24 protein-coding genes are annotated in these 25602 nt (G+C 61.3%); 10 read left to right on the forward strand and 14 right to left on the reverse strand.

The features are described 5' to 3' along the window. Positions 1 to 58 precede the first annotated feature (58 nt). The gene (locus ACR0KJ_RS12025; protein WP_480626788.1) at positions 59 to 949 is read left to right on the forward strand and encodes a DMT family transporter; all 891 of its coding nucleotides are present in this window, start codon (positions 59 to 61) and stop codon (positions 947 to 949) included. Here the strand turns inward: ACR0KJ_RS12025 and ACR0KJ_RS12030 are convergent. Then, complete coding sequence (locus ACR0KJ_RS12030) at positions 931 to 1734, reverse strand: ABC transporter permease (protein WP_480626868.1); 804 nt, start codon at positions 1732 to 1734, stop codon at positions 931 to 933. The two genes, ACR0KJ_RS12025 and ACR0KJ_RS12030, sit on opposite strands and share 19 nt — an antisense overlap. A gap of 128 nt (positions 1735 to 1862) precedes the next feature. Between ACR0KJ_RS12030 and ACR0KJ_RS12035 the strand changes: the two genes are divergently transcribed. Further along, entirely contained in the window at positions 1863 to 2438 is a 576-nt protein-coding gene (locus ACR0KJ_RS12035; RefSeq protein WP_170454159.1) for a GcrA family cell cycle regulator, read from the forward strand. 5 nt (positions 2439 to 2443) lie between these two features. Next, positions 2444 to 2863 (forward strand): NUDIX hydrolase, encoded by a 420-nt coding sequence (locus ACR0KJ_RS12040; protein ID WP_480626789.1) that lies wholly within the window; start codon positions 2444 to 2446, stop codon positions 2861 to 2863. A 233-nt stretch (positions 2864 to 3096) separates the two neighbouring features. Here ACR0KJ_RS12040 and ACR0KJ_RS12045 read toward each other — a convergent pair whose 3' ends face one another. Next, complete coding sequence (locus ACR0KJ_RS12045) at positions 3097 to 4173, reverse strand: DUF2235 domain-containing protein (RefSeq protein WP_480626790.1); 1077 nt, start codon at positions 4171 to 4173, stop codon at positions 3097 to 3099. 593 nt (positions 4174 to 4766) lie between these two features. Between ACR0KJ_RS12045 and ACR0KJ_RS12050 the strand changes: the two genes are divergently transcribed. The 4 genes from ACR0KJ_RS12050 to ACR0KJ_RS12065 all read left to right on the forward strand — a co-directional run bounded on the left by ACR0KJ_RS12050 (position 4767) and on the right by ACR0KJ_RS12065 (position 10311). Beyond that, entirely contained in the window at positions 4767 to 5495 is a 729-nt protein-coding gene (locus tag ACR0KJ_RS12050; protein ID WP_480626791.1) for a dienelactone hydrolase family protein, read from the forward strand. Positions 5496 to 5574: 79 nt separating this feature from the next. Beyond that, complete coding sequence (locus ACR0KJ_RS12055) at positions 5575 to 8637, forward strand: valine--tRNA ligase (protein WP_480626792.1); 3063 nt, start codon at positions 5575 to 5577, stop codon at positions 8635 to 8637. Between the two features lie 138 nt (positions 8638 to 8775). After that, positions 8776 to 9939, forward strand: coding sequence for a benzoate/H(+) symporter BenE family transporter (locus tag ACR0KJ_RS12060; RefSeq protein ID WP_480626793.1), 1164 nt, complete (start codon positions 8776 to 8778; stop codon positions 9937 to 9939). A 39-nt stretch (positions 9940 to 9978) separates the two neighbouring features. Continuing rightward, positions 9979 to 10311, forward strand: a complete 333-nt coding sequence (locus ACR0KJ_RS12065; protein ID WP_170520640.1) for a DnaJ family domain-containing protein — start codon at positions 9979 to 9981, stop codon at positions 10309 to 10311. On the opposite strand, the gene ACR0KJ_RS12070 is transcribed toward ACR0KJ_RS12065, so the two are convergent. Further along, positions 10312 to 11094 carry a crotonase/enoyl-CoA hydratase family protein gene (locus tag ACR0KJ_RS12070; protein ID WP_480626794.1) on the reverse strand — a complete coding sequence of 261 codons (783 nt, stop codon included), beginning with the start codon at positions 11092 to 11094 and terminating at the stop codon, positions 10312 to 10314. A gap of 130 nt (positions 11095 to 11224) precedes the next feature. Between ACR0KJ_RS12070 and ACR0KJ_RS12075 the strand changes: the two genes are divergently transcribed. Continuing rightward, entirely contained in the window at positions 11225 to 12334 is a 1110-nt protein-coding gene (locus tag ACR0KJ_RS12075) for a pyridoxal phosphate-dependent aminotransferase (protein WP_480626795.1), read from the forward strand. 98 nt (positions 12335 to 12432) lie between these two features. Here the strand turns inward: ACR0KJ_RS12075 and ACR0KJ_RS12080 are convergent, their stop codons facing one another. From ACR0KJ_RS12080 to ACR0KJ_RS12105, 6 genes are all read right to left on the reverse strand, one after another. Further along, complete coding sequence (locus ACR0KJ_RS12080) at positions 12433 to 13623, reverse strand: pyridoxal-phosphate-dependent aminotransferase family protein (RefSeq protein ID WP_480626796.1); 1191 nt, start codon at positions 13621 to 13623, stop codon at positions 12433 to 12435. A gap of 51 nt (positions 13624 to 13674) precedes the next feature. Then, complete coding sequence (locus tag ACR0KJ_RS12085) at positions 13675 to 14307, reverse strand: bifunctional 4-hydroxy-2-oxoglutarate aldolase/2-dehydro-3-deoxy-phosphogluconate aldolase (RefSeq protein ID WP_480626797.1); 633 nt, start codon at positions 14305 to 14307, stop codon at positions 13675 to 13677. 3 nt (positions 14308 to 14310) lie between these two features. Beyond that, complete coding sequence (gene edd / locus ACR0KJ_RS12090; RefSeq protein WP_480626798.1) at positions 14311 to 16116, reverse strand: phosphogluconate dehydratase; 1806 nt, start codon at positions 16114 to 16116, stop codon at positions 14311 to 14313. Positions 16117 to 16118: 2 nt separating this feature from the next. Continuing rightward, complete coding sequence (gene zwf / locus ACR0KJ_RS12095; RefSeq protein ID WP_170454185.1) at positions 16119 to 17564, reverse strand: glucose-6-phosphate dehydrogenase; 1446 nt, start codon at positions 17562 to 17564, stop codon at positions 16119 to 16121. Between the two features lie 164 nt (positions 17565 to 17728). Continuing rightward, entirely contained in the window at positions 17729 to 19972 is a 2244-nt protein-coding gene (gene ptsP / locus ACR0KJ_RS12100; RefSeq protein ID WP_170454187.1) for a phosphoenolpyruvate--protein phosphotransferase, read from the reverse strand. A 46-nt stretch (positions 19973 to 20018) separates the two neighbouring features. Further along, on the reverse strand, positions 20019 to 21257 hold the full coding sequence (locus ACR0KJ_RS12105; protein WP_170454189.1) for an aspartate kinase: 1239 nt from the start codon (positions 21255 to 21257) through the stop codon (positions 20019 to 20021). 165 nt (positions 21258 to 21422) lie between these two features. Between ACR0KJ_RS12105 and ACR0KJ_RS12110 the strand changes: the two genes are divergently transcribed. Further along, on the forward strand, positions 21423 to 21779 hold the full coding sequence (locus ACR0KJ_RS12110; RefSeq protein WP_480626799.1) for a hypothetical protein: 357 nt from the start codon (positions 21423 to 21425) through the stop codon (positions 21777 to 21779). Here ACR0KJ_RS12110 and ACR0KJ_RS12115 read toward each other — a convergent pair. The 5 genes from ACR0KJ_RS12115 to ACR0KJ_RS12135 all read right to left on the reverse strand — a co-directional run bounded on the left by ACR0KJ_RS12115 (position 21773) and on the right by ACR0KJ_RS12135 (position 24824). Further along, positions 21773 to 22411: an SDR family NAD(P)-dependent oxidoreductase gene (locus ACR0KJ_RS12115; protein WP_170623707.1), complete on the reverse strand. Its 639-nt coding sequence runs from the start codon at positions 22409 to 22411 to the stop codon at positions 21773 to 21775. The genes ACR0KJ_RS12110 and ACR0KJ_RS12115 overlap by 7 nt on opposite strands. Before the next feature lie 3 nt (positions 22412 to 22414). Next, complete coding sequence (locus tag ACR0KJ_RS12120) at positions 22415 to 22870, reverse strand: DUF1178 family protein (RefSeq protein WP_170454195.1); 456 nt, start codon at positions 22868 to 22870, stop codon at positions 22415 to 22417. 71 nt (positions 22871 to 22941) lie between these two features. Further along, positions 22942 to 23403, reverse strand: a complete 462-nt coding sequence (locus ACR0KJ_RS12125; protein ID WP_170454575.1) for an NUDIX hydrolase — start codon at positions 23401 to 23403, stop codon at positions 22942 to 22944. Between the two features lie 129 nt (positions 23404 to 23532). Then, positions 23533 to 24276 (reverse strand): EcsC family protein, encoded by a 744-nt coding sequence (locus ACR0KJ_RS12130; protein ID WP_480626800.1) that lies wholly within the window; start codon positions 24274 to 24276, stop codon positions 23533 to 23535. Positions 24277 to 24329: 53 nt separating this feature from the next. Further along, the gene (locus ACR0KJ_RS12135; RefSeq protein ID WP_170454200.1) at positions 24330 to 24824 is read right to left on the reverse strand and encodes a GNAT family N-acetyltransferase; all 495 of its coding nucleotides are present in this window, start codon (positions 24822 to 24824) and stop codon (positions 24330 to 24332) included. A 72-nt stretch (positions 24825 to 24896) separates the two neighbouring features. Here ACR0KJ_RS12135 and ACR0KJ_RS12140 point away from each other — a divergent pair, with 72 nt between their 5' ends. Beyond that, entirely contained in the window at positions 24897 to 25502 is a 606-nt protein-coding gene (locus ACR0KJ_RS12140) for a flavin reductase family protein (RefSeq protein WP_480626801.1), read from the forward strand. The last annotated feature ends 100 nt before the right edge of the window (positions 25503 to 25602 follow it).

Consider the following 25602-nt stretch of genomic DNA (forward strand, 5'->3'; position numbering starts at 1 on the left):
GCATAAGGCGCGGGATTTCCCACTTGCCATTTCCCCGGATGTAACGCACCGCTTGGTTATGACACCCACACCCCAAAACCCGCCGCTTGCGGCTTTGCTGATCTTTGTCGCAAGCGCCCTGATCGCCGCCACGACGCTGTTGGCCAAGGCGTTGGGTACTGACACTCTGGGCCCGCCCCTGCACCCGATGCAAATCAGCCATGGGCGGTTTCTGTTCGCGTTTCTGGTGATCATCAGCGCCGTCGCCGCGCTGCGTCCCAGGCTTCGGCGGCCGCATTGGGGCTTGCACATTGGCCGCACCAGTTTTGGCTGGTTGGGGATCACGCTGATGTTTGCCTCGGTCGCTTACATCCCAATAGCGGATGCCACCGCGATCTCTTTCCTCAACCCCGTCTTTGCGATGGTGTTGGCCATCCCGCTGTTGAAGGAAGGTGTTGGGCCGTGGCGCTGGCTGGCCGCTGTGGTAGCGCTGAGCGGGGCGCTTATTCTGCTGCGCCCGACGCCTGCAAGCTTTCAGCCCGCTGCTTTGTTGGCGCTGACGGCGGCAGCGGTGATCGGGATGGAGCTGATTTTCATCAAAAAGCTGGCGGGCTGGGAAATTCCGATTCAGATTCTGCTGGTGAACAATTCGATGGGTCTGGCCATTGCAACGGTCGCCGTGATCGCCGTGTGGCAGCCGCCTACACCTGCCCAATGGGCGGCGCTGGCTGGTATCGGAGGGTTGATGGCCTGCGCGCAGGCGTGTTTCGTCAACGGAATGGCGCGGGCGGATGCGTCATTTGTCGCCCCGATCAGCTATGCAACGCTGATCTTTGCTGCGCTTTACGATTTCGCGATCTTCGACGTGATCCCCGATGTCGTCAGCGTCATCGGATCCTCGGTCATCCTGACCGGGGCACTGATCCTGGTCTGGCGTGAAACACGGCAGCGTCAGGCCTTGAGCCGGTAACCGGTGCGCAGCATCTGCCAGGTGGCGCAACAGACGATCAACGTGGCCAACCCACACACCGCAAACCCCAAAACAGGTGCGCTGTCCGAGACACCGATCATGCCGTATCGCAACCCGTCGATCAGATAGAACACCGGGTTTACATGGCTGATCCGGTTCAGAAGCGGCGGTAGCGCCTCGACCGAGTAGAATGTGCCCGACAGGAAAGCCAGCGGGGTGACGATGAAGTTTGTGATCGCCGCCATCTGGTCGAACTTGTTGGCGAATATCCCGGCCAAAAGCCCCAGGGCCCCCATGAATGCGCCGCCCATGATGACAAAGATCAACGCGACCAGCGGGTGTTGCGGCACGATCCCCAACACCAAAGCCAGCGCAGCCGCAACGACACAGGCGATCAGCACGCCGCGCGCGATACCACCTGCCAGATAGCCCAGAAGGATCTCCAAAGGAGAAAGCGGCGGCATCAGAGTGTCGACGATATTACCCTGTACCTTCGAGATCACCATCGACGAGGACGTATTGGCAAAGGCATTCTGGATCACCGTCATCATCATGATGCCCGGGGCCAGAAAGGTCAGAAACGGCACACCCATGACGTCCGACCGGCTGGGGCCGATGGCGATGTTGAAGATCAGCAGAAACAGACCGGCGGTCACCAACGGGGCCAGCAAGGTTTGTGTCCAGACCGCCAGAAAGCGCAGCGTTTCGCGTTGCGCCAGCGTATAAAGACCCATCCAGTTGACCGGACCAAACCGTGGTTCACTCTGCTCTGCGGGGCTCTGCATCATCTGACCTCAATCCGATTCGAAGACTGCTTGTAACTCGGGGCGCAGTGATTAGAATAGGGGGCTGACACGAATTCCCAAGGCGGCCCGAATCCGGGGCCGCTTTCCCGTTTTTTGAAAGGCAACCCATGTCCTGGACCGACGAGCGCGTAGAACTGCTGAAAAAGATGTGGGGCGAGGGCCAGTCGGCCAGTCAGATCGCCAAGGAACTGGGCGGTGTGACGCGCAACGCGGTGATCGGCAAGGTGCATCGTCTGGGCCTGTCGAACCGGGCAACCGGCGCCAGCCCGGCGAAATCCGAACCCAAGGAAAAACCGGCACCCGCCCCCAAGGCCGAGGCCAAACCCAAGCCTGCGCCCAAAACCGAACCTGCGCGCCCGGCCCCTGCCCCGGCGGCGGAAGCCAAACCGGCGGTTCCGGCCCGTCGTCAGATCATCCCTGCCGGTCAGCCATTGCCGCCGCAGCCCTCGGCCAACGAAATCAGCCCCGAGGCGCTGGCCAAGGTCAACGAGGTTGAGAAGAAGGCCAAGAAGCTGACGCTGATGGAGTTGACCGAGAAGACCTGCAAATGGCCTGTCGGCGACCCCGCGACCGATGATTTCTGGTTCTGCGGCCTGCCCGTTGAGGCTGGCAAACCCTATTGCGAGGCACATGTGGGCGTGGCCTTCCAGCCCATGAGCTCGCGTCGCGACCGGCGGCGTTAAACGCGGTGCGCCAGAATCCGACCGCGATGGAGGATACCTGGCTCACCCGGGCAAAAAGACTGCTGGCTCTGGCCGAAACCGGCCAGCATTTCACCAAAGACCCGTTCGACCGCGAACGCTATGACGAGATCGCCGACATGGCCCGCGCCATGCTGGCCGATCTGGGGCGCATCCCTCTGTCGGAACTCGACGCTTTGGTATCCGAACATGCGGGCGGCTACGCCACGCCCAGCATCGACATTCGAGGGGCCGTGATCCGCGACGGCCACATCCTGCTGGTGCGCGAGCGCAGTGACGGCAAATGGGCGATGCCGGGCGGATTTGCGGATATCGGAAGCTCTCCGGCGGAAAACATCGCGCGTGAAGTTTGGGAAGAGGCCGGATTGCGCGTTCGTGCACAGCACCTTTATGCGCTTCGGCACTAGGCACGGCACCCGTACCCGGCAGACATTCGGGATTTCTACAAGCTGTTCTTTCTGTGTGATGAGGCGGGTGCGGCCACACCGAAACCGGGACCTGAGACTAGCGACGTGGCGTTCTTTCCGATGAACTCTCTGCCCGATCTTTCTTTGACGCGGAACCTTGAACAGGACATTCAGGCGGCGTTCGAAGCGTTTCGGTCCCAACACCCCTCGGTACTGTTCGATTAAGCCGAAGGTTACTGCGCCGGATGTGACGGGAAATCCGGCATCGGCACCCAACGCGGCAACTCATCCAGCGCGACCGAGACATGCAGCCGTTCCGACCGATCCTTCCCCACTTTTCGATGCTTGCGCAGCAGGAAAATCTTGCCCCACCCGCGCCACGTGCCAACAGACGGCGCGTGGGCATTTGTGGGGAACCGGTCGCGCCACCCTTCGGGCAGCGGCAGACCGTGCATCTCGGCCTTATCCAGCATCCAGATCAGAGAGATATTGCTAAGCGGTCGCGCCTGCTCAAACCCGTTCAACTGGCCGCCCACATCGCCGTGGCTGCCGCGAAACCAGACCTGCTCGACATGGCCTTGAAAGTCGGGCGTGCATTTCCACAAGACGGGCTCAAAGACTTCGCGGGTCTCATCCAGCGCCATGGCGTGATAGCCGTGCCGGGTGGCGCGACCCAGATGATGGTTGTGAAAGGCATGCCGATCCTCGGCCCAGCGCCACAGCAGCGGCAGGCGTAGACCCAGTGCTTTCACCGTGTCCCACACGCCGATCATCTCGATAGCGATCTCGTCATGGCAAAACTGCTGTCGAAAATCCCGCGCCGCGGCGCCGCTGGGGTTGCACTCGTAATGACGGTAGGCCTGCTTGATATTGCGCTCGGTTGCGTGTTCGGCCTTGAGCAACCCGATCATGTCGATCACCCCGGCCAGGCTGCGCACCCCATAAGCCCCCCGCGAATAGCCGATGAAATAGATCCGGTCGCCCGGCTTGTACCGAGACGCCAGATACCCATACGCCCGGCGGATCTGCCGGTTGATGCCGCGCCCCATCATCACGTCCAGCGAAGATTTCCAGTTTTCCCACTGAACACCGGATTCGTAGAAGACCGAGACCTGACTTCCGGCCTCGCGGCACAAACGGTAGGTGTGACCGGCGTGGGTCTCAAACCCCGGCTCCAGCGTCGACATGGTACCGTCAAGAATGATGACATGGCTGATCGGCTCGCGATGCGGCGTCTCGGCGGAATGCTCGGATCGCAATGGCCGTCCGAGCCATCCAAGAACCCTCCTACTCAACCGCGACAAATTCATCTTTCAGCACTTCCTATTCGTTTTGGGGTGTGGCGGACATTTCAGCCCGCTGCACCCTGTACGCCTTGGGCACGTCTCCGGCCGTATCTTCCAAGCGACCGGTGCGCCTGCCAAGCTGCCCCGATCTCTGCCGCCGATCCCGAAGATACAGGTATCGCCAACACAACCGCCGGGGTAAACCTGATCATGGGTATCCCAAACGCCTGGGGCAAGGCACAGGCCATGAACGAAGGCGTGAGCCGTTGCCGATTGGCACCAAGGATCATGGCCCATCTCACCGCCGGATCGACAGCATCCCAAACCAGAGACTTCAAACGCGCTGTGATCTTCATGACACTGAAACCATTAACAAAATACAAACAACACAACATATCAGACCAAAGCCTTCACCTGAGCGTCGCAGCTACCCCAGATATGAGCTTTTGGGCAGCCGATCTGCTCGCGGTATTGCTATCTGAGTTACAATTTGTAGCACATTGTTAGCGCATGGTCTGTGACGCGCCTCACGTTCCGGACCCACGCCAAAGCAGCAACTTTCGGTACCCGTGCGCCCAAATGTTGCCGCGTTACAGAAATCAGGTAGCATGCAAGCTATGGCTTGGACACATGACACCGTTTTCCCATTCACAGCCCCGCTGACCGGTGGGCAGAACACGACGCACGATGTTTACGTCGGCGGCAACGGCCCTCCGATCCTGATCTTGCAGGAATTGCCTGGCATCGGGCCTGAAACGCTGGATCTGGCAACCAAGCTGAACGCATCAGGGTTCCGCGTTTACCTGCCGCATTTGTTCGGCGCCTATGGCAAGATTGAAATGGCCAAGAACGCAGCCCGGTTGTTTTGCGTGCGAAAGGAGTTCAACATCTTCGCCAGAGGCAAACAAAGCCCAATTGCTGGATGGATGCGGGCCTTAACGCAAGAGATCAAACAGCGTGAGGACAGCGCAGGCGTCGGTGTGATCGGCATGTGCCTGACCGGCAGCTTTGCCCTGACGCTGATGGCCGAAGATGCAGTTCTGGGCGGTGTGGCAAGCCAGCCCGCCCTGCCCGTATTCGGCGGCAAGCACCTACATATGAGCCCGCAGGACATCGCGGCTGCCTCAGCGGGCATGGCGGCCAATGGTCCGGGTCTGGCAATGCGCTATGAACGCGACAAAATAGCCCCAAAAAAACTCATGGAAGCGCTGGAACACGCCTTTGGCGATCTGTTGGAGACAGAGGAATATCCCGGCAAGGACCATTCGCTTCTGACCCTCGATTTCCACGACCCCGCCTATCAGCGCGTCGACGCCTATTTCAAAGCCCGCTTTGGCTTGTCCTGAACGCGCAGGCCCTTCCCCTTCCCGCGTCCATTCGCTATTGCAGGCGCTGACCCGAATTCGATGACGCAGGACGCACCCCATGGCGATGGAAAAGACATTCAACGCGGCCGAGGCCGAGGCGCGCATTTATGAGGCCTGGGAACAGGCCGGAGCCTTCAAGGCGGGCGCGAACAAATCGCGCGACGAGAGCTTTACCATCATGATCCCGCCGCCCAACGTGACGGGTGCTCTGCACGTGGGTCACGCCTTCAACAACACGCTTCAGGACATCCTGATCCGCTGGCACCGCATGCGTGGGTTCGACACGCTCTGGCAGCCCGGTCAGGACCACGCAGGCATCGCCACGCAGATGCAAGTTGAAAAGATGCTGACCGCCACGCAGCAGCCGAGCCGGACTGAGTTGGGTCGCGAGCAATTCCTTGAGAAAGTCTGGGAGTGGAAAGGCGAATATGGCGGTACGATCATCGAGCAGTTGAAACGCTTGGGCTCTTCCTGCGACTGGTCGCGCAATGCCTTCACCATGGCCGGAGCGGCGGGTGATCCACGGACGGGGCATGAGAACTCAGCCAACTTCCACGATGCGGTGATCAAAGTCTTCGTCGATATGTACGAAAAGGGCCTGATCTATCGCGGCAAGCGCCTGGTCAACTGGGACCCGCATTTCGAAACTGCGATCTCAGACCTCGAAGTCGAGAATATTGAGGTCGCCGGGCATATGTGGCACTTCAAATACCCGCTGGCCAGTGGCGAGACCTACACCTACGTCGAGAAAGACGAGGACGGGAACATCGTTCTTCAGGAAGAGCGCGACTATATCTCGATCGCCACGACTCGACCCGAAACCATGCTGGGCGACGGCGCGGTTGCGGTTCACCCGTCGGATGAACGTTACGCGCCAATTGTCGGGAAACTCTGCGAAATCCCGGTTGGCCCGAAAGAGCACCGCCGTCAGATTCCGATCATCACCGATGACTACCCCGACCCCGATTTCGGCTCGGGCGCAGTGAAGATCACCGGCGCTCATGACTTCAACGACAACATGGTCGCCAAGCGCGGCGGTATCCCGATGTATCGCCTAATGGACACCAAAGGCGCGATGCGGGCCGATGGCGAGCCTTACGCCGACGAGGCCGACAAGGCGCAGGAATACGCGCGCGGCAAAGCGTTCACTGAGAACGAGATCGACGCGATCAACCTGATCCCCGACCACCTGCGGGGCCTCGACCGGTTCGAGGCACGCGCCAAGGTCGTCGAAGAAATCACAGCCGACGGTCTGGCCGTCATGACCCGCGCGGATGATCCGCGTCTGGGGTCTACTGCGCTCAAGCCCGACCACGAAGGCGCGGACAAGCTGGTCCCGTTGGTCGAGAGCAAACCGATCATGCAGCCCTTCGGCGACCGCTCGAAAGTGGTCATCGAGCCGATGTTCACCGACCAGTGGTTCGTCGACGCCGAAAAAGTCGTCGGCCCCGCGCTGGATGCGGTTAAGGACGGCACGGTCAAGATCATCCCTGAATCGGGCGAGAAGACCTATTACCACTGGCTGGAAAACATCGAGCCCTGGTGCATCTCGCGCCAGCTGTGGTGGGGGCATCAGATTCCGGTTTGGTTCGGACCAGAAAAAGAGAAATGGCAACAAACAACAAATGTTGCGGATTTCACCGTGCAGTTTTGTGGAGCAACGGAAGAGGAGGCTCTAGAGAAAGCGCGCGCTTACTATAGAGATGCGGCAGAAAGCGTTATCGCTGCAACCGATTGGAACGATGCATTTGGAAAGAACTGTTTCGAGGGCGATGAGAACAACACGGTTGCGATTTATCGCGACCCCGACGTCCTCGACACCTGGTTCTCCTCCGGCCTCTGGCCCATCGGCACGCTGGGTTGGCCCGAACACACCGAGGAACTAAAGCGCTACTTCCCCACGGATGTTCTGATCACCGGCTTCGACATTCTGTTCTTCTGGGTCGCCCGGATGATGATGATGCAATTGGCTGTGGTCGATCAGATCCCGTTCCACACCGTCTACCTGCACCAGCTCGTCCGCGACGAGAAGGGCAAGAAGATGTCCAAAACCACCGGCAACGTCATCGACCCGCTGGAGATCGTGGACGAATTCGGTGCCGACGCGCTGCGCTTTACCAATGCCTCGATGGCGGCGATTGGCGGCGTGCTGAAACTGTCCCGCGAACGCATCACCGGTTATCGGAACTTCGGCACCAAGCTGTGGAACGCGGTCCGCTTTGCCGAGATGAACGAAGTCTTCACCGACGCCGTGCCACAACTAGACGTCGCCGACCTGAAACCCAAAGCTGCCGTGAACCGCTGGATCATCGGCGAAACCGCCCGCGTGCGCGAGGAGGTCGACGCCGCGCTGGAAAGCTACCGCTTCAACGACGCCGCCAACGGGCTCTACGCCTTTGTCTGGGGCAAGGTCTGCGACTGGTATGTGGAACTGTCCAAACCCCTGCTGCAAGGCGATGACGCCGAGGCGCAGGCCGAGACCCGCGCCACCATGCGCTGGGTTCTGGATCAGTGCATGGTCCTGCTGCACCCGATCATGCCCTTCATCACCGAGGAACTCTGGGGTCTGACCGGCGACCGCGCGAAAATGATCGTTCACGCCGACTGGCCGAGCTACGCCGCCGCTGACCTGATCGACGCGGACGCGGATCGTGAGATGAACTGGGTGATCTCGGTGATCGAAAACACCCGCTCGGCCCGCGCGCAGATGCGGGTTCCGGCGGGGCTCTACGTGCCGATGCTGGTGACCGAGATCGACGCAGATGGCCAATCAGCATGGGATCGCAACGAGACTCTGATCAAACGTCTGGCGCGGATCGACAGCCTGACCAAAGCGGACGAATTGCCCAAAGGCACCATCTCCATCGCCGCGCCCGGCGCGTCCTTTGGTCTGCCGCTGGCCGATATCATCGACATCGGCGCGGAAAAGGAACGGCTGGAAAAAGCCAAAGGCAAGCTGGCCAAGGAACTGGGCGGCTTGCGCGGTCGCCTGAACAACCCCAAATTCGTGGCCTCGGCCCCGGAAGAGGTTGTCGCGGAAGCCAAAGCCAACCTCGCCGCCCGTGAAGAGGAAGAGGCGAAACTGAACGAGGCGCTCGCCCGTCTGGCCGAAATCGCCTGATCTTCATCTTTTCACAAATACTCAAATCCCGAACCCCGCCTCTCACCCGGCGGGGTTTTCTATGGGCGACACGGCTTTCCACTTGCTCATGATGGCTCGCGATTGTTAGCAATTTGCTCAAACAACCCCGAGGCAGCAATGGCGCACCCGCTTCCCCCCGTGCAGACAATCTCGACCGGCCTCGTAGTGGCGGTGGTCGGTTTCTTCAGCTCTTTTCCGATTGTGTTGCAGGGTCTTGCGGCGATGGGCGCCTCGGGCGCTGAATCCGCATCCGGCCTGATGATGGCGGCAATTGCGATGGGGCTGGCGGCCATCATCCTCAGCCTTTGGCACAAGCAGCCGATCAGCGTGGCGTGGTCCACGCCCGGTGCGGCGCTGCTTGCAGTCTCGGCCACGCCTGCTGCTGGCTTTTCAGGGGCCGTCGGCGCGTTTCTGTGCGCCGGGGCCCTGACCGTTCTGGCCGGTCTCTGGCGGCCGCTTGGGCGGTTGGCGGCGGCGATACCGACGACACTGGCGCAGGCCATGCTGGGCGGGGTGCTGCTGCCCCTGTGCATCATTCCCTTCAAAGCGGCGGTGGAACTGCCGTGGCAGGCCCTGCCGGTGATCCTGACCTGGTTCATTGCGGGCCGTTTCAACCGGCTGCTCGCCGTCCCCGCCGCCGTGGTCGCGGCGGCAAACGTCGTTGTTCTGAACACCGGAGGCAGCCCCGTCCGCCCCGAGCATCTGGTGGCCGCGCCGGTCTGGACCATGCCCACATTCTCGGTCGCATCCGCTGTCGGGATCGGCATCCCCCTGTTCATCGTCACCATGGCCACGCAGAATATCCCTGGCATCGCGGTGATGCGCAGCTTTGGCTACACACCGGATGCGGGCAAGCTGTTCTCGGCGGTCGGAGGGGCCAGCATCCTGTCGGCCCCGTTCGGCGCGCCCGCCACCTGTCTTGCCGCAATCACCGCTGCGATGTGCTCGAACGAGGACAGCCACCCGGACCGGGACCAGCGCTATTGGTCGGCGGTCATGGCCGGTGTGTTCTATTGCCTGTTTGGCGTCTTTGCGGTGGCGATCACCGGGTTTGCCGCCCATGCCGACCCGCTGTTGATGGGAACCCTGACCGGCGTTGCGCTGATCGGCGTGATGGCGAACGCAACCTTTGCCGCGCTCGAAGTGCCGGCCGAACGCGAGGCGGCCATCCTCACCTTTGCCATCACCGCTTCGGGGATTTCGGTCTTTGGGCTGGGTGCGGCGGTCTGGGGATTGGCGGCGGGCGGCATCGCCTATCTGCTCAGCAACCGGGCGCGCTGAACGCTTTTATCCGGTGTGGTTATGGCTTATTGTTGCGCCATGTTTGGACCGCTGGGAAAACTGATCGAACGCCAGATCAAAAAGGCGCAGGCCGAGGGCCAGTTGCAGGGGCTTGAGGGCGAAGGCAAACCCCTGCCCGATCGCTCTGCCGAGTCGCAGGGCGATCCCGCCATTGCAGCCGGGCACCGGATCATGGCGCAAGCTGGTGTGCTGCCCGAAGAATTCGAGATCCGGAAAAAGCTGGACGCCGCCCGCAAGGAATATGCCACGCTGACCGACCCCGAGGCCCGCAAGGCCGCCATGGCCCGCATCGCCGATCTGGAAATGCGATACAACATGGCCCGCGATGCGCGGCGGGCCTTCATGCGGTGACTATTTGAACTCGGGCTTGCGGCCCTGCATCTGGGCCATCACGACCTCCATCTGATCCGGCTTGCCGATCAGTTCCACCTGCGCGGCGGACTCCTCAAGCAAAACGTCGGCGCGGGGCCGGGTCTCGGCCACATCAATCAGCCGTTTCGCAGCGCGGATGGCCGAGGGGCTTTTGCCCGCGATGTCTTCGGCCAGTGCCTGCGCCTCGGTCAGCGGATCGTCCGAGAGTTTTGTGACCAGCCCCCACTCGGCGGCCTGTGCCGCGCCGATGGGGCGCGCGGTGTAGGTCAGCAGGCGCAGCACATCCGAGCGCACAAGATTCGGCAGCAAAACCATGCCACCCATATCGGGGATGATGCCCCATTTCATCTCCATCAGGGCCAGCTTGGCCTCGGGGTGGGCGATGCGGATATCCGCGCCCAGCGCGATTTGCAGACCACCGCCATAGGCCACGCCCTGAATGGCGCAGATCACCGGTACCGGCACGCGCCGCCAGATCATCGCGACCTCTTGCAAGGGGTTGGCGTCCTCATGCGTGCGCGGCATCAGCATCTCGTTTGGATCGGCCTGCGCCAGCCCCGCCATGCTGGCCATGTCCAGCCCGGCGCAAAAGCTTTTGCCTTCACCCGACAGCACAACGGCGCGGGCGTCCGAGGCCGCGACGTCCTGCCCGGCCGACACAATCGCCTTGAACATCGCGTCATCCAGCGCATTCATCTTGTCGCCGCGTGTCAGCGTTACGTGGGCAATGTGGTCTTTGTATTCGACGGATACGCGCGCCATGCAGGGCCTCCCAACTCTGGTTTTTGTCAGCATGCCCCGAAAGGCGGGCCGAGTTCCACTGCGACGTCAGGGCAAAGGCCGGCCTTGGCTGAGCCTTGTCGAGCCGCGCGACTTGCGTTTATCTGCACGTATGACCGGACCACGATACACATCCCTTGCGCAATCCCTGCCTGCCACCGTGCCCTTTGTCGGTCCCGAAACACAGGAGCGTCAGCGCGGTGCGCCATTCACGGCCCGGCTGGGCGCGAATGAAAGCGTGTTCGGCCCCTCGCCGCGCGCCATTGAGGCGATGCGACAGGCAGCGGCCGAGATCTGGATGTATGGAGATCCGGAAAACCACGATCTGCGCGTTGCTCTGGCCGACCATCATGCTGTGTCAGCCGAGAATATCGTGGTTGGTGAAGGCATCGATGGGCTGCTGGGCTATCTCGTGCGTTTGCTTGTAGGTCCGGGCGACGCGGTTGTGACCTCGGATGGGGCCTATCCGACGTTCAACTATCACGTCGCGGGCTATGGGGGCGTTTTGCACAAGGTGCCCTATGCCGCAGACCACGAAGACCCGTCGGCCCTGTTTGCCAAGGCCACCGAGGTTGGGGCCAAGCTGGTTTATCTTGCCAATCCGGACAACCCGATGGGCAGTTGGCACAGCGGGGAGGATATCGTGACCGCGATGGAGGCACTGCCCAAGGGCTGCCTGCTGGTGCTGGACGAAGCCTATGTCGAATGCGCGCCCGAAGGTACGGCAGCGCCGGTATCGGCAGAAGACCCGCGCGTGATCCGAATGCGCACGTTTTCCAAGGTCTACGGGATGGCCGGAGCACGGGTCGGCTATGCGATTGGTGCGTCTGAACTGATATTGGCCTTCAACAAGCTGCGCAATCATTTCGGGATGAACCGCGCGGCACAGGCCGGGGCGCTGGCCGCGTTGGCGGATGGGGCCTGGTTGGCGCAGGTTCAGGGTTTGATCGACGCGGCTCGGGATCGGATCAACCAGATTGCGCGGGACAATGGGTTGGTGCCCTTGCCCTCGGCCACCAATTTCGTGGCGATTGACTGCGGTCGGGATGGTGTCTTTGCCAAGGCAGTATTGGAGTCGTTAGTCGCGCAGGGAATCTTTGTGCGGATGCCTTTTGTTGCCCCGCAAAATCGCTGTATCCGGGTCAGTTGCGGGACGGATGCTGATCTGGATGCATTTGCGGTCGCGTTGCCCAAAGCGCTGAACGCGGCGCGCGGGATGTGATCGGCGCAGGGGGGGCTGTCTGCCCCCCAATCGCGCATTGCGCGATTTCCCCCCGAAGATATTTTTGGCCAGATGAAGCAGCGGATCCTGTTGAGGGGTTACCCCGCAAGAACGGCAGCTGCAGCATCGAGCGCGCCTGAGCCGCGGGGAATGTTCAGCGCAGCAAGGCCGGATTCGACGCCACCCAGCATCCCCATGATCATCTGCCCGTTTACATGGCCCATATGGCCAAGGCGGAAACAGCCGTCTTCATCCGCCATTCCAAGCCCGATCCCCAGTGTCAGGCCCAATTGGGTCTCGGTGTATCTGCGAAGTGATGTTCCGCGTCCATCGGTCAGGCGTAGCGCGGTCACCGCGTGGCTGCGGTGCTGGCGGTCGGCGATGTTGATGTGCAGGGCATCGCCCTGGGACCAGATCTCGCAGGCGGCCCAAACGGCTTGTGCCAGACGTTCGTGGCGGGCCCAGACATGCTCGATCCCTTCGGCATGGATCACGTCCAGCGCGGCGCGCAAACCATATAAGTGGTGGGTGGGCGCGGTGCCGTTGAAATACTGGTAGAACAGATCGGGATTGGCACGCGGCACCCAGTCCCAGTATTGCGAGACGCGGGGCATGGTTGCACGTTTCGCCTGTGCCTTGTCGTTGAAGAAGACAAAACCAACGCCTGCCGGGGTCATCAGCCCCTTTTGGCAGGCGGTCACCATGACATCGACGCCCCAGGCATCCATCTCGAACCGGTCGCAGCCCAGCGAGGCGATGCAATCGGCCATCAGAAGCGCCGGATGATCCAGATTGTCCAGCAGCGCGCGAAGGGTTGGAATATCGTTGCGGACCGAGCTTGAGGTATCGACATGCACCGCAAGCACCGCTTTGATCTGGTGGGCGGTATCCGCGCGCAGGGCCTCGGAGATCTGGTCGAAATCCCACGGCGACGCGGTGCCGAAATCCAGCAGTTGGACCTTGGCGCCGATCCCATCGGCCATCTCGGCCCAGCCATGGGCGAACCGGCCCGAAGCCGGGGCCAGCACCGTTTCACCCGGTGCGATCACGTTGGACAGCGCCGCCTCCCACGTGCCGTGGCCGTTGGAGATGTAGATGGCGACATTGTGATCCGTGCGGGCCACGCGACGCAGGTCGCGGGTCAACGCGGGCATCATCTCGATCAGCGCGCCTTCGTAGATATTGGGCGACGGTCGGTGCATCGCCTGCAGAACCGCGTCGGGTATGACGGACGGACCCGGAATCGCCAGATACCCGCGCCCCTGCGCAAGGGAGATTTGGTTTGTCATGGGATCAACCTGTATGAATTGATCCTTACCCTAGCGTTGCTTTGGGCGGCGTCAATCCGTCAGGCGGGACGCCTCGCGCGCAAGAGTTTCAATGCCTGCCCAGTCGCCATCCTGCACCATCTGTTTCGGCGCGACCCAGCTGCCACCGGCGCAGACCACGTTGGACAGGGAGAGGTAGTCGCGCGCATTTGCCGGGGAAACTCCGCCCGTGGGGCAGAACTTGATCTGGGGCAGAGGTGCTCCGATCGCTTTCAATGCGGGCGCGCCGCCCGAGGCTTCGGCAGGGAAGAATTTCAGCATGTCATAGCCCCGTTCCAGCAGCGCCATCGCCTCACTGGCGGTGGCTGCGCCGGGCAGCAGGGGCAGGCCTTCCGCCTCACAGGCAGCAATCAATGCGTCGGTCGCACCGGGTGAAACACCGAATTGCGCGCCTGCCTCTTTCGCGGCGCGGACATCGTCCGGAGTGATCAGTGTTCCGGCCCCAACGACACCGCCCGGCACGTCGGCCATGGCCCGGATTGCGTCCAAAGCCGCCGGAGTGCGCAATGTGACCTCAAGCGCCGGAAGGCCGCCAGCGACAAGTGCTTCGGCCAGCGGGCGCGCTGTGGCAGCATCGTCCACAACCAGAACCGGAACAATCGGGGCAAGGGCGCAAATCTCGCGCGTGCGTTGGGTTTTGGACATGGCTTACACTCCGAAAATGCTGGCGCCGGTGTCAGCGGGCCCGACATTGGCGCGGAACGTGCCGAACAGATCACGCCCGGCACCGAATTGATTGGCCGACAGATCGGCCTTTGCAGGTGTCCGATCCAGAACGCCCTGGGTGAGGATTTCCAACTGACCTTTCACAGCGTCCACCCGCACCAGATCGCCGTCTTGCAGATAGGCGATTGCGCCACCATCCAGCGCCTCGGGCGAGACATGGATCGCCGCGGGGACTTTGCCAGAAGCACCGGACATCCGGCCGTCTGTCACCAATGCAACCTTTTGCCCGCGTCCTTGCAGGATCGACAGGATCGGCGTCAGTGAGTGCAGTTCGGGCATCCCGTTGGCTTTGGGCCCCTGGAATCGCACTACGACGATCACGTCATCGGTGAACTCACCAGCTTTGAAAGCGGCTTTGACCTCGTCCTGATCGTGGAAGACACGGACCGGGGCTTCGACCACCTGATGTTCAGGCGCGACGGCAGAGACCTTCATGACCGCAGTGCCCAGATTGCCTGTCAGGCGCGACAGTCCGCCGGTGGGCTGGAACGGGTCTTTGGCCGGGCGGACGATCTTTTCGTTCAGGCTGTGGCCTGCGCCCTCTTCCCAGATCAGTTCGCCGCCGATCAGCTTGGGTTCTTTGGTATAGTTATGCAGGCCCTGCCCGGCCACGGTCAGGGTGTCGGGATGCAGCAACCCGTCTTCGAGCAGCGTACCGATGCAGTACCCCAGACCGCCTGCCGCGTGGAAGTGGTTCACGTCGGCCAAACCGTTGGGATAGACCCGCGCGACCAAGGGGACTACAGCAGACACATCCGAGAAATCCTGCCAGTCCAGCACGATACCGCCCGCGCGGGCCATGGCAATCAGGTGGATCAGCAGGTTCGTGGACCCGCCGGTGGCCATCAGACCGACGATGCCGTTCACAAAGGCGCGCTCGTCCAAAATCTGGCACACCGGGGTGTAGTGATTACCCAAAGCGCTGAGCGACAAGGCACGGCGCGCGCCTTCTTCGGTCAGGGCATCGCGCAGAGGCGTATTGGGGTTGATAAAGCTGGAGCCCGGCAGGTGCAGGCCCATGAACTCCATCAGCATCTGATTGGTGTTGGCCGTGCCGTAGAAGGTACAGGTGCCGGGGCCGTGATAAGCGGCCATTTCGGCGGCCATGAGCTCTTCGCGGCCCAGTTCTCCAGCAGCGAACTTCTGGCGGACCTTTGCCTTTTCGTCATTCGGCAAACCGCTGGTCATGGGACCGGCAGGCAGGAACACCGCTGGCAGATGGCCAAACGCCTGTGCACCGATCACAAGACCGGGGACAATCTTGTCGCAGACGCCAAGGAATACAGCCGCATCATAGGTGTTGTGGCTGAGCGATACACCGGTCGCCAACGCAATCACATCGCGCGAAAACAGCGACAGCTCCATCCCCGCCTCACCCTGAGTGACGCCGTCACACATGGCGGGTACACCACCTGCGACCTGCGCCGTACCCCCTGCCGCACGGATGGCCTGACGGATCAGTTCGGGGTAGCGTTCAAACGGTTGGTGGGCCGACAGCATGTCGTTATAAGCCGTGACAATGCCCAGATTGCCGGCCGTACCGGTGGCCATGGCCTGCTGATCTGTGCCCGCCCCCGCATAGGCATGGGCCTGACCGCTGCAGGACAGATGACCGCGCGCGGGGCCCTTGGATTTGGCCTGTTCCATCCGTTCCAGATGCGGGCCACGCAGGTCGGCGCTGCGGTCGATGATCCGCTGGGTGACGTCCTTGATGACGGTGTGAACCATTCCTAACCTCCGATCTGACGCCAGCGGCGTCCATCGCGATGCATCAGCATCAGTGCTTCTTCCGGCCCCGAACTGCCCTGATCATAGCGTGACGGGCGGTCGCCGCGTTGTTCCCACCCCTGAATGATGGGATCGACCCAGGCCCAGGCGGCCTCGGCCTCATCCCCGCGCATGAACAGGGTCTGGTCGCCGCGGATCACGTCCATGATCAAGCGTTCGTAGGCGTCCGGGGCGCTGGCATCGTCGCCCAGCGCGTCGGCAAAGCTCATATCCAGCGAGACGTCGGACAGGCGGAAACCGCCCGGACCCGGGTCTTTGATCGTGGTACGCAGTGTGATGCCTTCATCCGGTTGCAGGCGGATCACCAGCACATTGCCGCGCAAGGGACCGACATTGGGGAAAATTGTATGAGGCGGGTCGCGGAAGAACACCGCGATCTCGGATTCGCGCGCCCGCAGCCGTTTGCCCGTACGCAAATAGAACGGCACACCGGCCCAACGCCAGTTGCCCAGATGGACCTTGAGCGCAATGAAGCTTTCGGTGCGGCTGGCCGGATCGCCCACGTGGTCGACATATCCGCCCTCGCCCTTATCCGCACGGTACTGGCCGCGTGCGATGTCTTTGGCATCAACCGGCTCCAACGCCTCGATCACCTTGACCTTTTCGTCGCGCACCGAGTTTGGCGAAAACTTCGAGGGGGGTTCCATCGCGGTCAGACACAAAAGCTGCACAAGGTGGTTCTGGATCATGTCCCGCATGGCGCCGGACTGGTCGTAATACGCGCCGCGCCCTTCGACCCCCACAGTTTCGGCCACGGTGATCTGCACATGATCAATATGGGTCGAGTTCCAGAGCGGCTCGAACAGCGAATTGGCAAAGCGCAGCGCCATCAGGTTCTGCACCGTTTCCTTACCCAGATAATGGTCGATGCGGTAAATCTGATGCTCCTCGAAACAGGCGCGCAGACCTTCGTTCAGCGCCTTGGCCGAGGCCAGGTCATGACCAAACGGCTTTTCCACCACGATACGGCTGTCGGGTGTCGCAAGGCCCTGATCCTGAAGGCGCTTTGCGATCCCCGAAAACAGGCTTGGCCCCACCGACAGATAGAACGCGCGGACCACATCCTCGCGCAAAGCGGACTTTAGATCATCCCAGCCCGCCGCGCCCAGAGCGTCCACGGGGACATATTCGACCCGCTCAAGAAAGCGGTCCAGCGTGGCCTTGTCAAAGCCGGGCGCGAATTCGTCCATCGATTTGCGCACCTGATCCCGGAACGCGGCGCTGTCCATATCTGACCGCGCTGTGCCGATGATCCTGGCGTCTTCCGGCATCTGGCCCACCTGGAACCGATGATAGAGGCCCGGAATGATCTTCCGCTGCGCCAGGTCGCCTGTCGCACCAAACAGCACCAGGTCGAACGGATCCACCGGAATTACGCGAGACACCATGGCAAGGTTCCTTTCGAATTCTCTGTCGTCAGCTTAGCACGACCGGCTTTTTCGGCACGAAGCGCCCAAAACGCGAAACTGTTATCGCTAACATTTAGGGCGTCAATAGAAAGGCCGCGCAGAAAAATCAAGCTTGGATTTGCGGAATGCGACAGGTTTTCCACCTATGGCTGGTTGCGCAGCCACTCCATCACCGATGGCCTTACGGATTGCTCACCCCTGTGGCGCGCATCCGCAATGATCTTGCGCACATCCTGCAGGTTCGAGCGCAGAAGAAGGGTTTTGACCGGCCCGATCGAAGCTGGACGCATCGACAAGGTCCGAATCCCCATGGCCGCAAGACACAGCGCCTCGACCGGACGCCCGGCATCCTCACCACAGAAGCTGAGCGGCGTGTCCGAGATATCGCAGCGTTCGACGATACGCTCGATAAAGCTCAGGAAGCTGACATTCAGCGTGTCATAGCGGCGGCGGACCAGTTCGTTTTCGCGGTCCGCTGCAAAGAAAAACTGCTTCAGATCATTGCCGCCGATCGAGATGAAATCGACCTCGTCAAAGAATTTCTGCGGCGCGAACCCCAGCGAGGGCGTTTCCAGCATCGCGCCCACTTCCAGCGTTTCGGGCAGCACGTGACCCAGACGCTTTTCCCGTTCTATGGTCTTGTTGACCTCCCACCGGGCCTCGCGGAATTCATCGGCCTGCGCGACAAAGGGGAACATGATCGTCAGCGGCCGCCCGTTTGCAGCCCGGATCAGCGCCTGCAACTGCATCCGCATCACGCCGCGCTTGTCCAGCCCTACACGGATCGCGCGCCAGCCCAGCGCCGGGTTCGGCTCGGCCACGTGCTTCATGTAAGGCAGTACCTTGTCCGAGCCGATGTCGAGCGTGCGGAACACCACACGCTTGTCGCCCGCCGCATCCAGCACGCGCTTGTATTGCGTCACCAGTTCCGACCGTTTGGGCATCTGGTTGCGGACCAGAAACTGCAACTCGGTCCGAAACAGTCCCACGCCTTCTGCGCCCGAATTGTCCAGCGACGGCAGGTCCGCCATCAGTCCCGCGTTCATGACCAGATTTATCCGCGCGCCATCTTGCGTGACGGTCGGCGTTTCCCGGATCGAAGCATAGCGTTCCTGCGCCTTGGCCTGCATCGCGATCTTGTCGCGGAAGGCGCTGACCACAGTGTCCTCGGGGCGCAGATGCACCACGCCCTGATCGCCATCGACAAGGACATGATCTCCGTTCAAAGCCTCGGTCGTGATCCGACCTACATGCACGACCAACGGGATCGCCAAGGCCCGCGCCACAATGGTCGCGTGACTGCCGACAGATCCTTCTTCAAGCACGATACCTTTCAGCGAGCGACCATATTCCAACAGATCACCAGGGCCGATATTGCGCGCCACCAGAATCGGATCGGGCGGCAGGTCGGAACTGTCGGTTTTGCCCTGCCCTGTCAGAATGCGCAGCAACCGGTTGCTGAGGTCATCCAGATCGGCCAGCCGTTCCCGCAGATACGGGTCGGTCACCTGACCCATACGGGCACGGGCCTGCGATTGTTCCTTTTCCACCGCCGCCTCGGCGCTGAGGCCAAGCGCGATGTCCTCTTCCATCCGGCGCATCCAGCCCTTGGAGTTCGCGAACATCCGATAGGCTTCCAGCACCTTCAACTGATCCGAGTCGCCGCCCTGAGAAATCTCGAGCATCTTGTCGACGCCGACACGCAGTTCTTCGACCGCTTCGACCAGACGCTCACGCTCGCGATGCGGATCGTCGGCAATCGGGTTGGTGACCACCACGCGGGGTTCGTGCAGCCAGACATGGCCTTCTGCCGCCCCTTCCTGCGCCGGTCCGCCCCGCAGCAGAACAGATTGCTGGTGCAACGGCGACAGGGCCGCGCCCTCGCCGACAAAGGCGCCAAGTTCGGCCATTTCGGCCAGCACCATGGCGACAACTTCCAGCGCATATACTTCGTCGGATGAAAACTCGCGCGCCTCGCGGGATTGCACGACCAGCACGCCCAGCTTCTGACCAAGCCGCTGCACCGGGACACCCACAAACGAGGAATACCGCTCCTCGCCGGTTTCGGGCATGAAACGGAAACCTTTGGCCGACGGCGCATCGGCCGTATTCACCACTTTTCCGGATTTGGCGACGCGCCCCACCAGACCTTCGCCCAGCCGCATACGGGTCTTGTGAACCGCCTCGGGCGACAGACCTTCGGTTGCGCAAAGCTCAAGGGTTTCCTCATCCCGGAACAGATAGATCGAGCACACCTCGCGCTGAATGCTGTCCGCAATCAGTTGCGTGATCCGGTCAAGACGTTCCTGACCAGCGGCCTCGCTCGCCATTTCTTCGCGCAGCCGCCCCAGCAGCTTGCGGGATTCTGTTTCGGTGCCGTCCGCCATGGCCCACCCAAATTAGCGTGTCAGGCGAAACCTTTGGCCGATCAGCTTAGGCCGCCTTGTCCAGTTCAAAGGCATCATGCAGTGCCTGAACCGCAAGTTCCATGTATTTCCTGTCGACCAGCACGGAAATTTTAATCTCAGAGGTTGTAATAACCTTGATGTTGATCCCCTCATCCGAGAGCACCTTGAACATCTTGGCCGCCACACCCGATTGCGAGCGCATGCCGATTCCCACGACCGAGACCTTGCAGACATCGTTATCCGCAACCAGTTCGGCATAGTTCAGCTCGCCCTTTTCCTTGATCGCCAGCAGCGCCTTTTCGGCGCGCGCCACCTGATCGGTCGGGCATGAGAAGGTCATGTCCGTGCGCCCCTCGTCCGAGATGTTCTGCACGATCATGTCCACATTCACGCCCTCATCGCTGAGTGCAGTGAAGATGATCGAGGCGATACCGGGGCGGTCGGCCACGGAAACGACGGTCATCTTGGCTTCGTCGCGGGAATAGGCCACACCGGCCACAACATTGGATTCCATGATATCCTCCTCGTCGCAGACCAGCGTACCGGCCTCGTCGGATTGTTCCTCAAAGCTTGAGAGAACGCGTAATTTCACCTTATAGCGCATCGCCAGCTCGACCGAGCGGGTTTGCAGCACCTTTGCGCCCAGCGAGGCAAGTTCCAGCATTTCTTCGAACGAGATCCGGTCCAGCTTGCGCGCCTTTTCGCAGATGCGCGGGTCGGTCGTGTAGACGCCGTCCACATCCGTGTAGATATCGCAGCGCTCGGCATCAAACGCGGCGGCGAAGGCCACAGCGGTCGTGTCCGACCCACCGCGACCCAGCGTTGTGATACGACCTTCCGGGCTGATGCCCTGGAACCCGGCCACAACGGCAACCTTCATGCCCTCACCAAACTTCTGGTTCAGGTTATCGGTCGGAATTTCCTCGATCCGGGCGGCGGAATGCGCCCCGTTGGTCAGCAGCGGCACCTGCCAGCCCTGCCAACTGCGCGCCGGAATGTCCATTTCCTGCAGGGTCAACGCCATAAGACCGGCGGTCACATTCTCGCCCGAGGACACCACGGCATCATATTCGCGCGCGTCAAACAGGGGCGAGGTTTCGTTGACCCAACCCACAAGCTCATTGGTCTTGCCGGACATGGCCGAGACGATGACGATCACGTCGTATCCCTTGGCCACTTCGACGCCCACGCGCTTTGCAGCGCGGCGGATGCGGTCAAGGTTGGCAACCGAAGTGCCACCGAATTTCATTACGAGTACGGGCATGGGGGCAGGTGTCTCCGCGCCTTGGACTTATGGTTCCGTGCCTCATATGCGAGGGGGGGAACAAGGGCAAGGGCGCAAACAGGCTTTGCCTGCGACGCAGGGCCGCTTTACAATGGGCAGGCGTGGTGTCAGCCTGCGCATCGCAATCATTCCAAGAGGTTATTCATGCTCCGTCTTGCCGCTGCCTTCGCCCTTTTGTCCTCTGCCGCCGCGGCTCAGGTTACAAGCCTGGCTGGAACCGATGGTCAGAACGCATTGGGCACAATCCCATGCGCCGCAAACGCCGGAGATCCGCTGAAAACCTGCAATGCCGAACTGCGCCGGCGCGACGATGGCAGCGCAACACTTGCCGTTGGTCTGGGCAATGGCGAGGTGCGCAACATCTATTTCACCGATGGCATTCCCGATTCCAGCAGCTCAACCTCGAAACTCACCTATGAGACCCGCGGCGATTTGCTGGTGATCTTCATCGAACCCGGTGAGGTTTACGAACTGCCCAAGGCGGCCCTGAACACTCAGTAGGCGTGCGCCTGCCCGTCATAGGTTTCAAAACACCCCGATGTATCCAGCGACAAGCTGTCGAAACGGTCAATCAGGCCGGATACGGCCTGATCCAAATGGATGTCTGCGGCCGATCCGCCCATATCCGTCTTGACCCAGCCGGGGTGATAAATTCCAACCGCAATACCGTCCGAGCGCAGATCGGTGGCCAGGTTCCGGCCCAGGTTCAGCACAGCGGCTTTGGAAGACCGGTAGATATAGCTACCGCCCGGCGCACGTGTGTGTGACGCCATCTGAGATGAAATGATCGCAATCCGACCCCGCGCCGCACGCAGGTTCGGCAACAGCGCCTGAACGGTCAGAAACACACCGGTCACATTTGTCGCAAAGCTCTGCGCCCACATCTCGGCCGGGTAGCCATCAATGCCCTGCCCCTTGTCCAGATAGACCCCTGCATTGCAGATCAGCAGATCCACCGGCTGTCCCTGCAAACGGTCCGCCATGGCGCTGTGGTGCGCGGGGTCAGACACGTCCAGACGCATTTCGGCACTGTCGTCCCGCGCCGTCCCCGTCACCTGATGGCCGTCGTTACGATACTGATCTGCCAGCGCTTTTCCGATACCGCGATTGGCCCCGGTAATCAGGATATGCATGTCTCAGTTGGTCTTTCTGCTGGGAACAAAAGGAAGCGGCGCAACTGGTACACCATCTTCGATCAGGGCCTTCGCCTCATCCGGTTTGGCCTCACCATAGATCGCCCGATCCGGCGCTTCGCCAAGATGGATTTTCCGCGCCTCGCTGGCAAAATCCTTGCCTACGTAATCCGAGTTTTCCTCGACCTTGCGCCGCAACTCGGCCAGAACTTTTTGGACATCGGGCGCGGGGGTTGCCACGCTGACATCGTTCTGCGCCGGCGCCGGAGCCTCTGGCTGTTTCGCGGCGCTGCGTGCAGGACGAACGCGCGGTGTCATGATCGCCTTTTCCACCTGCGCGCTGCCACAAACGGCACATGTCACAAGCCCCGCCGCCGCAAGCTTGTCATACGCTTCCGCTGACTGAAACCAACTTTCGAAAGTGTGGCCTTCACGGCATTTCAATGCGTATTGAATCATGGTCCGTCCAAAAATCGATTGCCGAATAGATACCGACCGACAAGGCAATATCAAGCCCCTCTGGCCGCCCTTCAATGCAGCCGAGGCTTAAAGTCGCGCAAAATCGCGGCAAGTTCAGGTGACGCAACCTTTGCGGCCGCTTTTTTGGGCGAGAACCACTCTCGCCTGCGCTGCCCTTTCTCGGGAAAATTCCGAGCAACGGATTTTACGTATAGCGGGAAAACATCCACCATACACAGCGCTGGCCCTTTCCTGGCGCGCAGTTTGACAAAGGGAAATTGCCCCAGTTTTTGCGGGCTGCACCGCCCAATGATACCGGCTTCTTCCCAGGCTTCCTGCGCGGCGGTCTCAGCCTCGGACAGCCCCTGCATCAGCCAGCCTTTTGGAATGATCCACCGATGGGTTTGGCGCGTCGTTATCAAAAGAACTTCAGGCCGCCCTTTCTCGATCCGGTAGCACAAGGCGGCTGCCTGCGGCAAAACCGGAAGATTTCCGGTGCCGTGCAACAGATCGGATGAAAGCCGGGCATTCATCGCTGCCAATCCCTTCCGCCATGAGGGTCATGCCTGTCTGCCAGACCGCCGGTTTTTATCCTATTTTGCGGCCCTTACGTGTCTGGATACCACATAATGACGCTCAAGCCAAGGAACAGGCGGATTGGCCTACATTCTGGCCGACAGTTTCCGCACCAGTTCGTCATGTGGAATATCGGCGTCAATGGCCAGTCGGCGCAGGCCGAAATGCACATGAGCGATCTGCTGGTAGTAGCGTGTATAGACGTAATTGGTGCCGCCTCCGGCCAAGGCGCCCAGCACCGGTACAGACTGCGCCGCCAGCTTTTGCCCCAAGACAATCGACAGCCGAGGTGCCACAGCAGCAATCAAGCGCTGCATCGCCGGGCCCGTCAGCGTCAAACGCACGGAAAAGAACCCCAGATCCGCGCCATCATCATAGGACAGCGGTCCAGCCGCCGACAGAACCCGAACGCAATCGAACTTGACGTTTTCCTCAGCCGGATCAAAGCCTTCCCGCGCCGCCGCCCCCTGAATAGAGCGCAGTAGCATCGCAGTCGTTGCAGGCAGTTCCATCAAAGCGGTGGACAGACCGCCCATTCCGCCCGCTGCCCCCATTGCGGTTGTCACAGCGGTATTGACCCAGGGTTTCTGATCCGGAATTGCGCGACGCGAACCCTGTGCCGCATGAATCGCCAACCACAGCGCCCGTTCCGTCGCTCCGGTCAGGCCCTGACGCACAGGGTCGGGCAATTGGTCCAGCAGAGTCTCCGCCGATCCGCCCAGCGCGTTCAGCAGTTTCACTCCGGCCCCGCCAGCGGATTTGTAATGTTCCGCCAGCCGGTCCAGCTCGGCCTCGGCATCTACATTTTCGACAAGAACCACGTCCTGCATCTGTGCCCTCCTGTCATGGAAACATCGGGGCTGACGAGCGCGGTTTCAATAGCTCAGCGCATCCAGCGTGTAACGGGGCCGCGCACACCGACCCACGCATCGGGGTGCAATTCCAGACCCAAAACTCGGTCCGGGTTGGTCGGTGGGGGCATCTCCACCCCGCTCAACCGGGCAAAGCCAAACCGCGCGTAATAAGGCGCATCTCCCACCAACATGACCCGTTTCCACCCTTTGGCCTGCCCGGCCTCGACCCCGGCATGGATCAGGTATCCGCCCAATCCTTCACCCTGATGCGTGGGGTGCACCGCCACTGGCCCCAGCAGCAACGCATCATCCGCACCCACATGGACCGGCCAGAACCGAATAGCCCCTGCCAGAATACCCTGCCCGTCCCGTGCCACCAGTGATAACCCGGAAACCGGAGGGACATCGTCGCGCAGACGATAGGACGACAGCGCCTCGCGCCCCGGTGCAAAGCACAGGTCATAGAGGGCCTCGACCTCCCACCAATCGTCCGGCTCTTCCGGCCTGATCCCGAATTGCTGCACGCTTGCCCTCTTTTCCTTGCTGGCAATCGCCCTAGCACTTCGCTACGCCTTGGGCAAACGCTTGGAGATCAGATGTTCTATCGCCCCGAAGACGGCCACGGCCTGCCGCACAACCCGTTCAATGCCATCATCACGCCCCGCCCGATCGGCTGGATCTCATCCCGCGACGCGGATGGGATCAACAATCTGGCGCCATATTCGTTCTTCAACGGAGTCGCCTACACGCCGCCACAGGTGATGTTTGCAACCACCGGCACCAAGCATGATCAGAACGGCGGCAAGGACAGCATTGCGAATATCGAAGCCACACAGGTTTTTTGTGTAAACGTCGTCGCCCATGCCCATCAGGACGCAATGAACGCAAGTTCAGCGGGTTTGTCAAAAGAGACCGACGAGTTTGCACATGCCGGTTTGACACCTGTCGAGTGCGAAACCATCCCATGCGCCCGGGTCGCTGGCGCGCCAGCAGCACTGGAATGCAAACTGACCAAGATCGTCACCTTGCCGGGCGAAGCCAACAGGGTCGTATTCGGCGAGGTCACAGGCATCCACCTCCACGACGACCACATCCACGACGGGAAATTCGACGTGACCTCATTCAAACCGCTGGCCCGGCTTGGGTATCGGGATTATTCCGTGGTCACCGAGCTATTCTCGCTGAACCGCCCCGACGATTGACGGGGTTGGGGGCTCTGCCCCCGCCGCGCTACGCGCGCCTCCCCCGAGGTATTTTCAGCCAGATGAAACAAGGGATCCTTCATTCATCTGGCCCCAAATA

It is taken from the genome of Ruegeria sp. AD6, assembly GCF_056542325.1.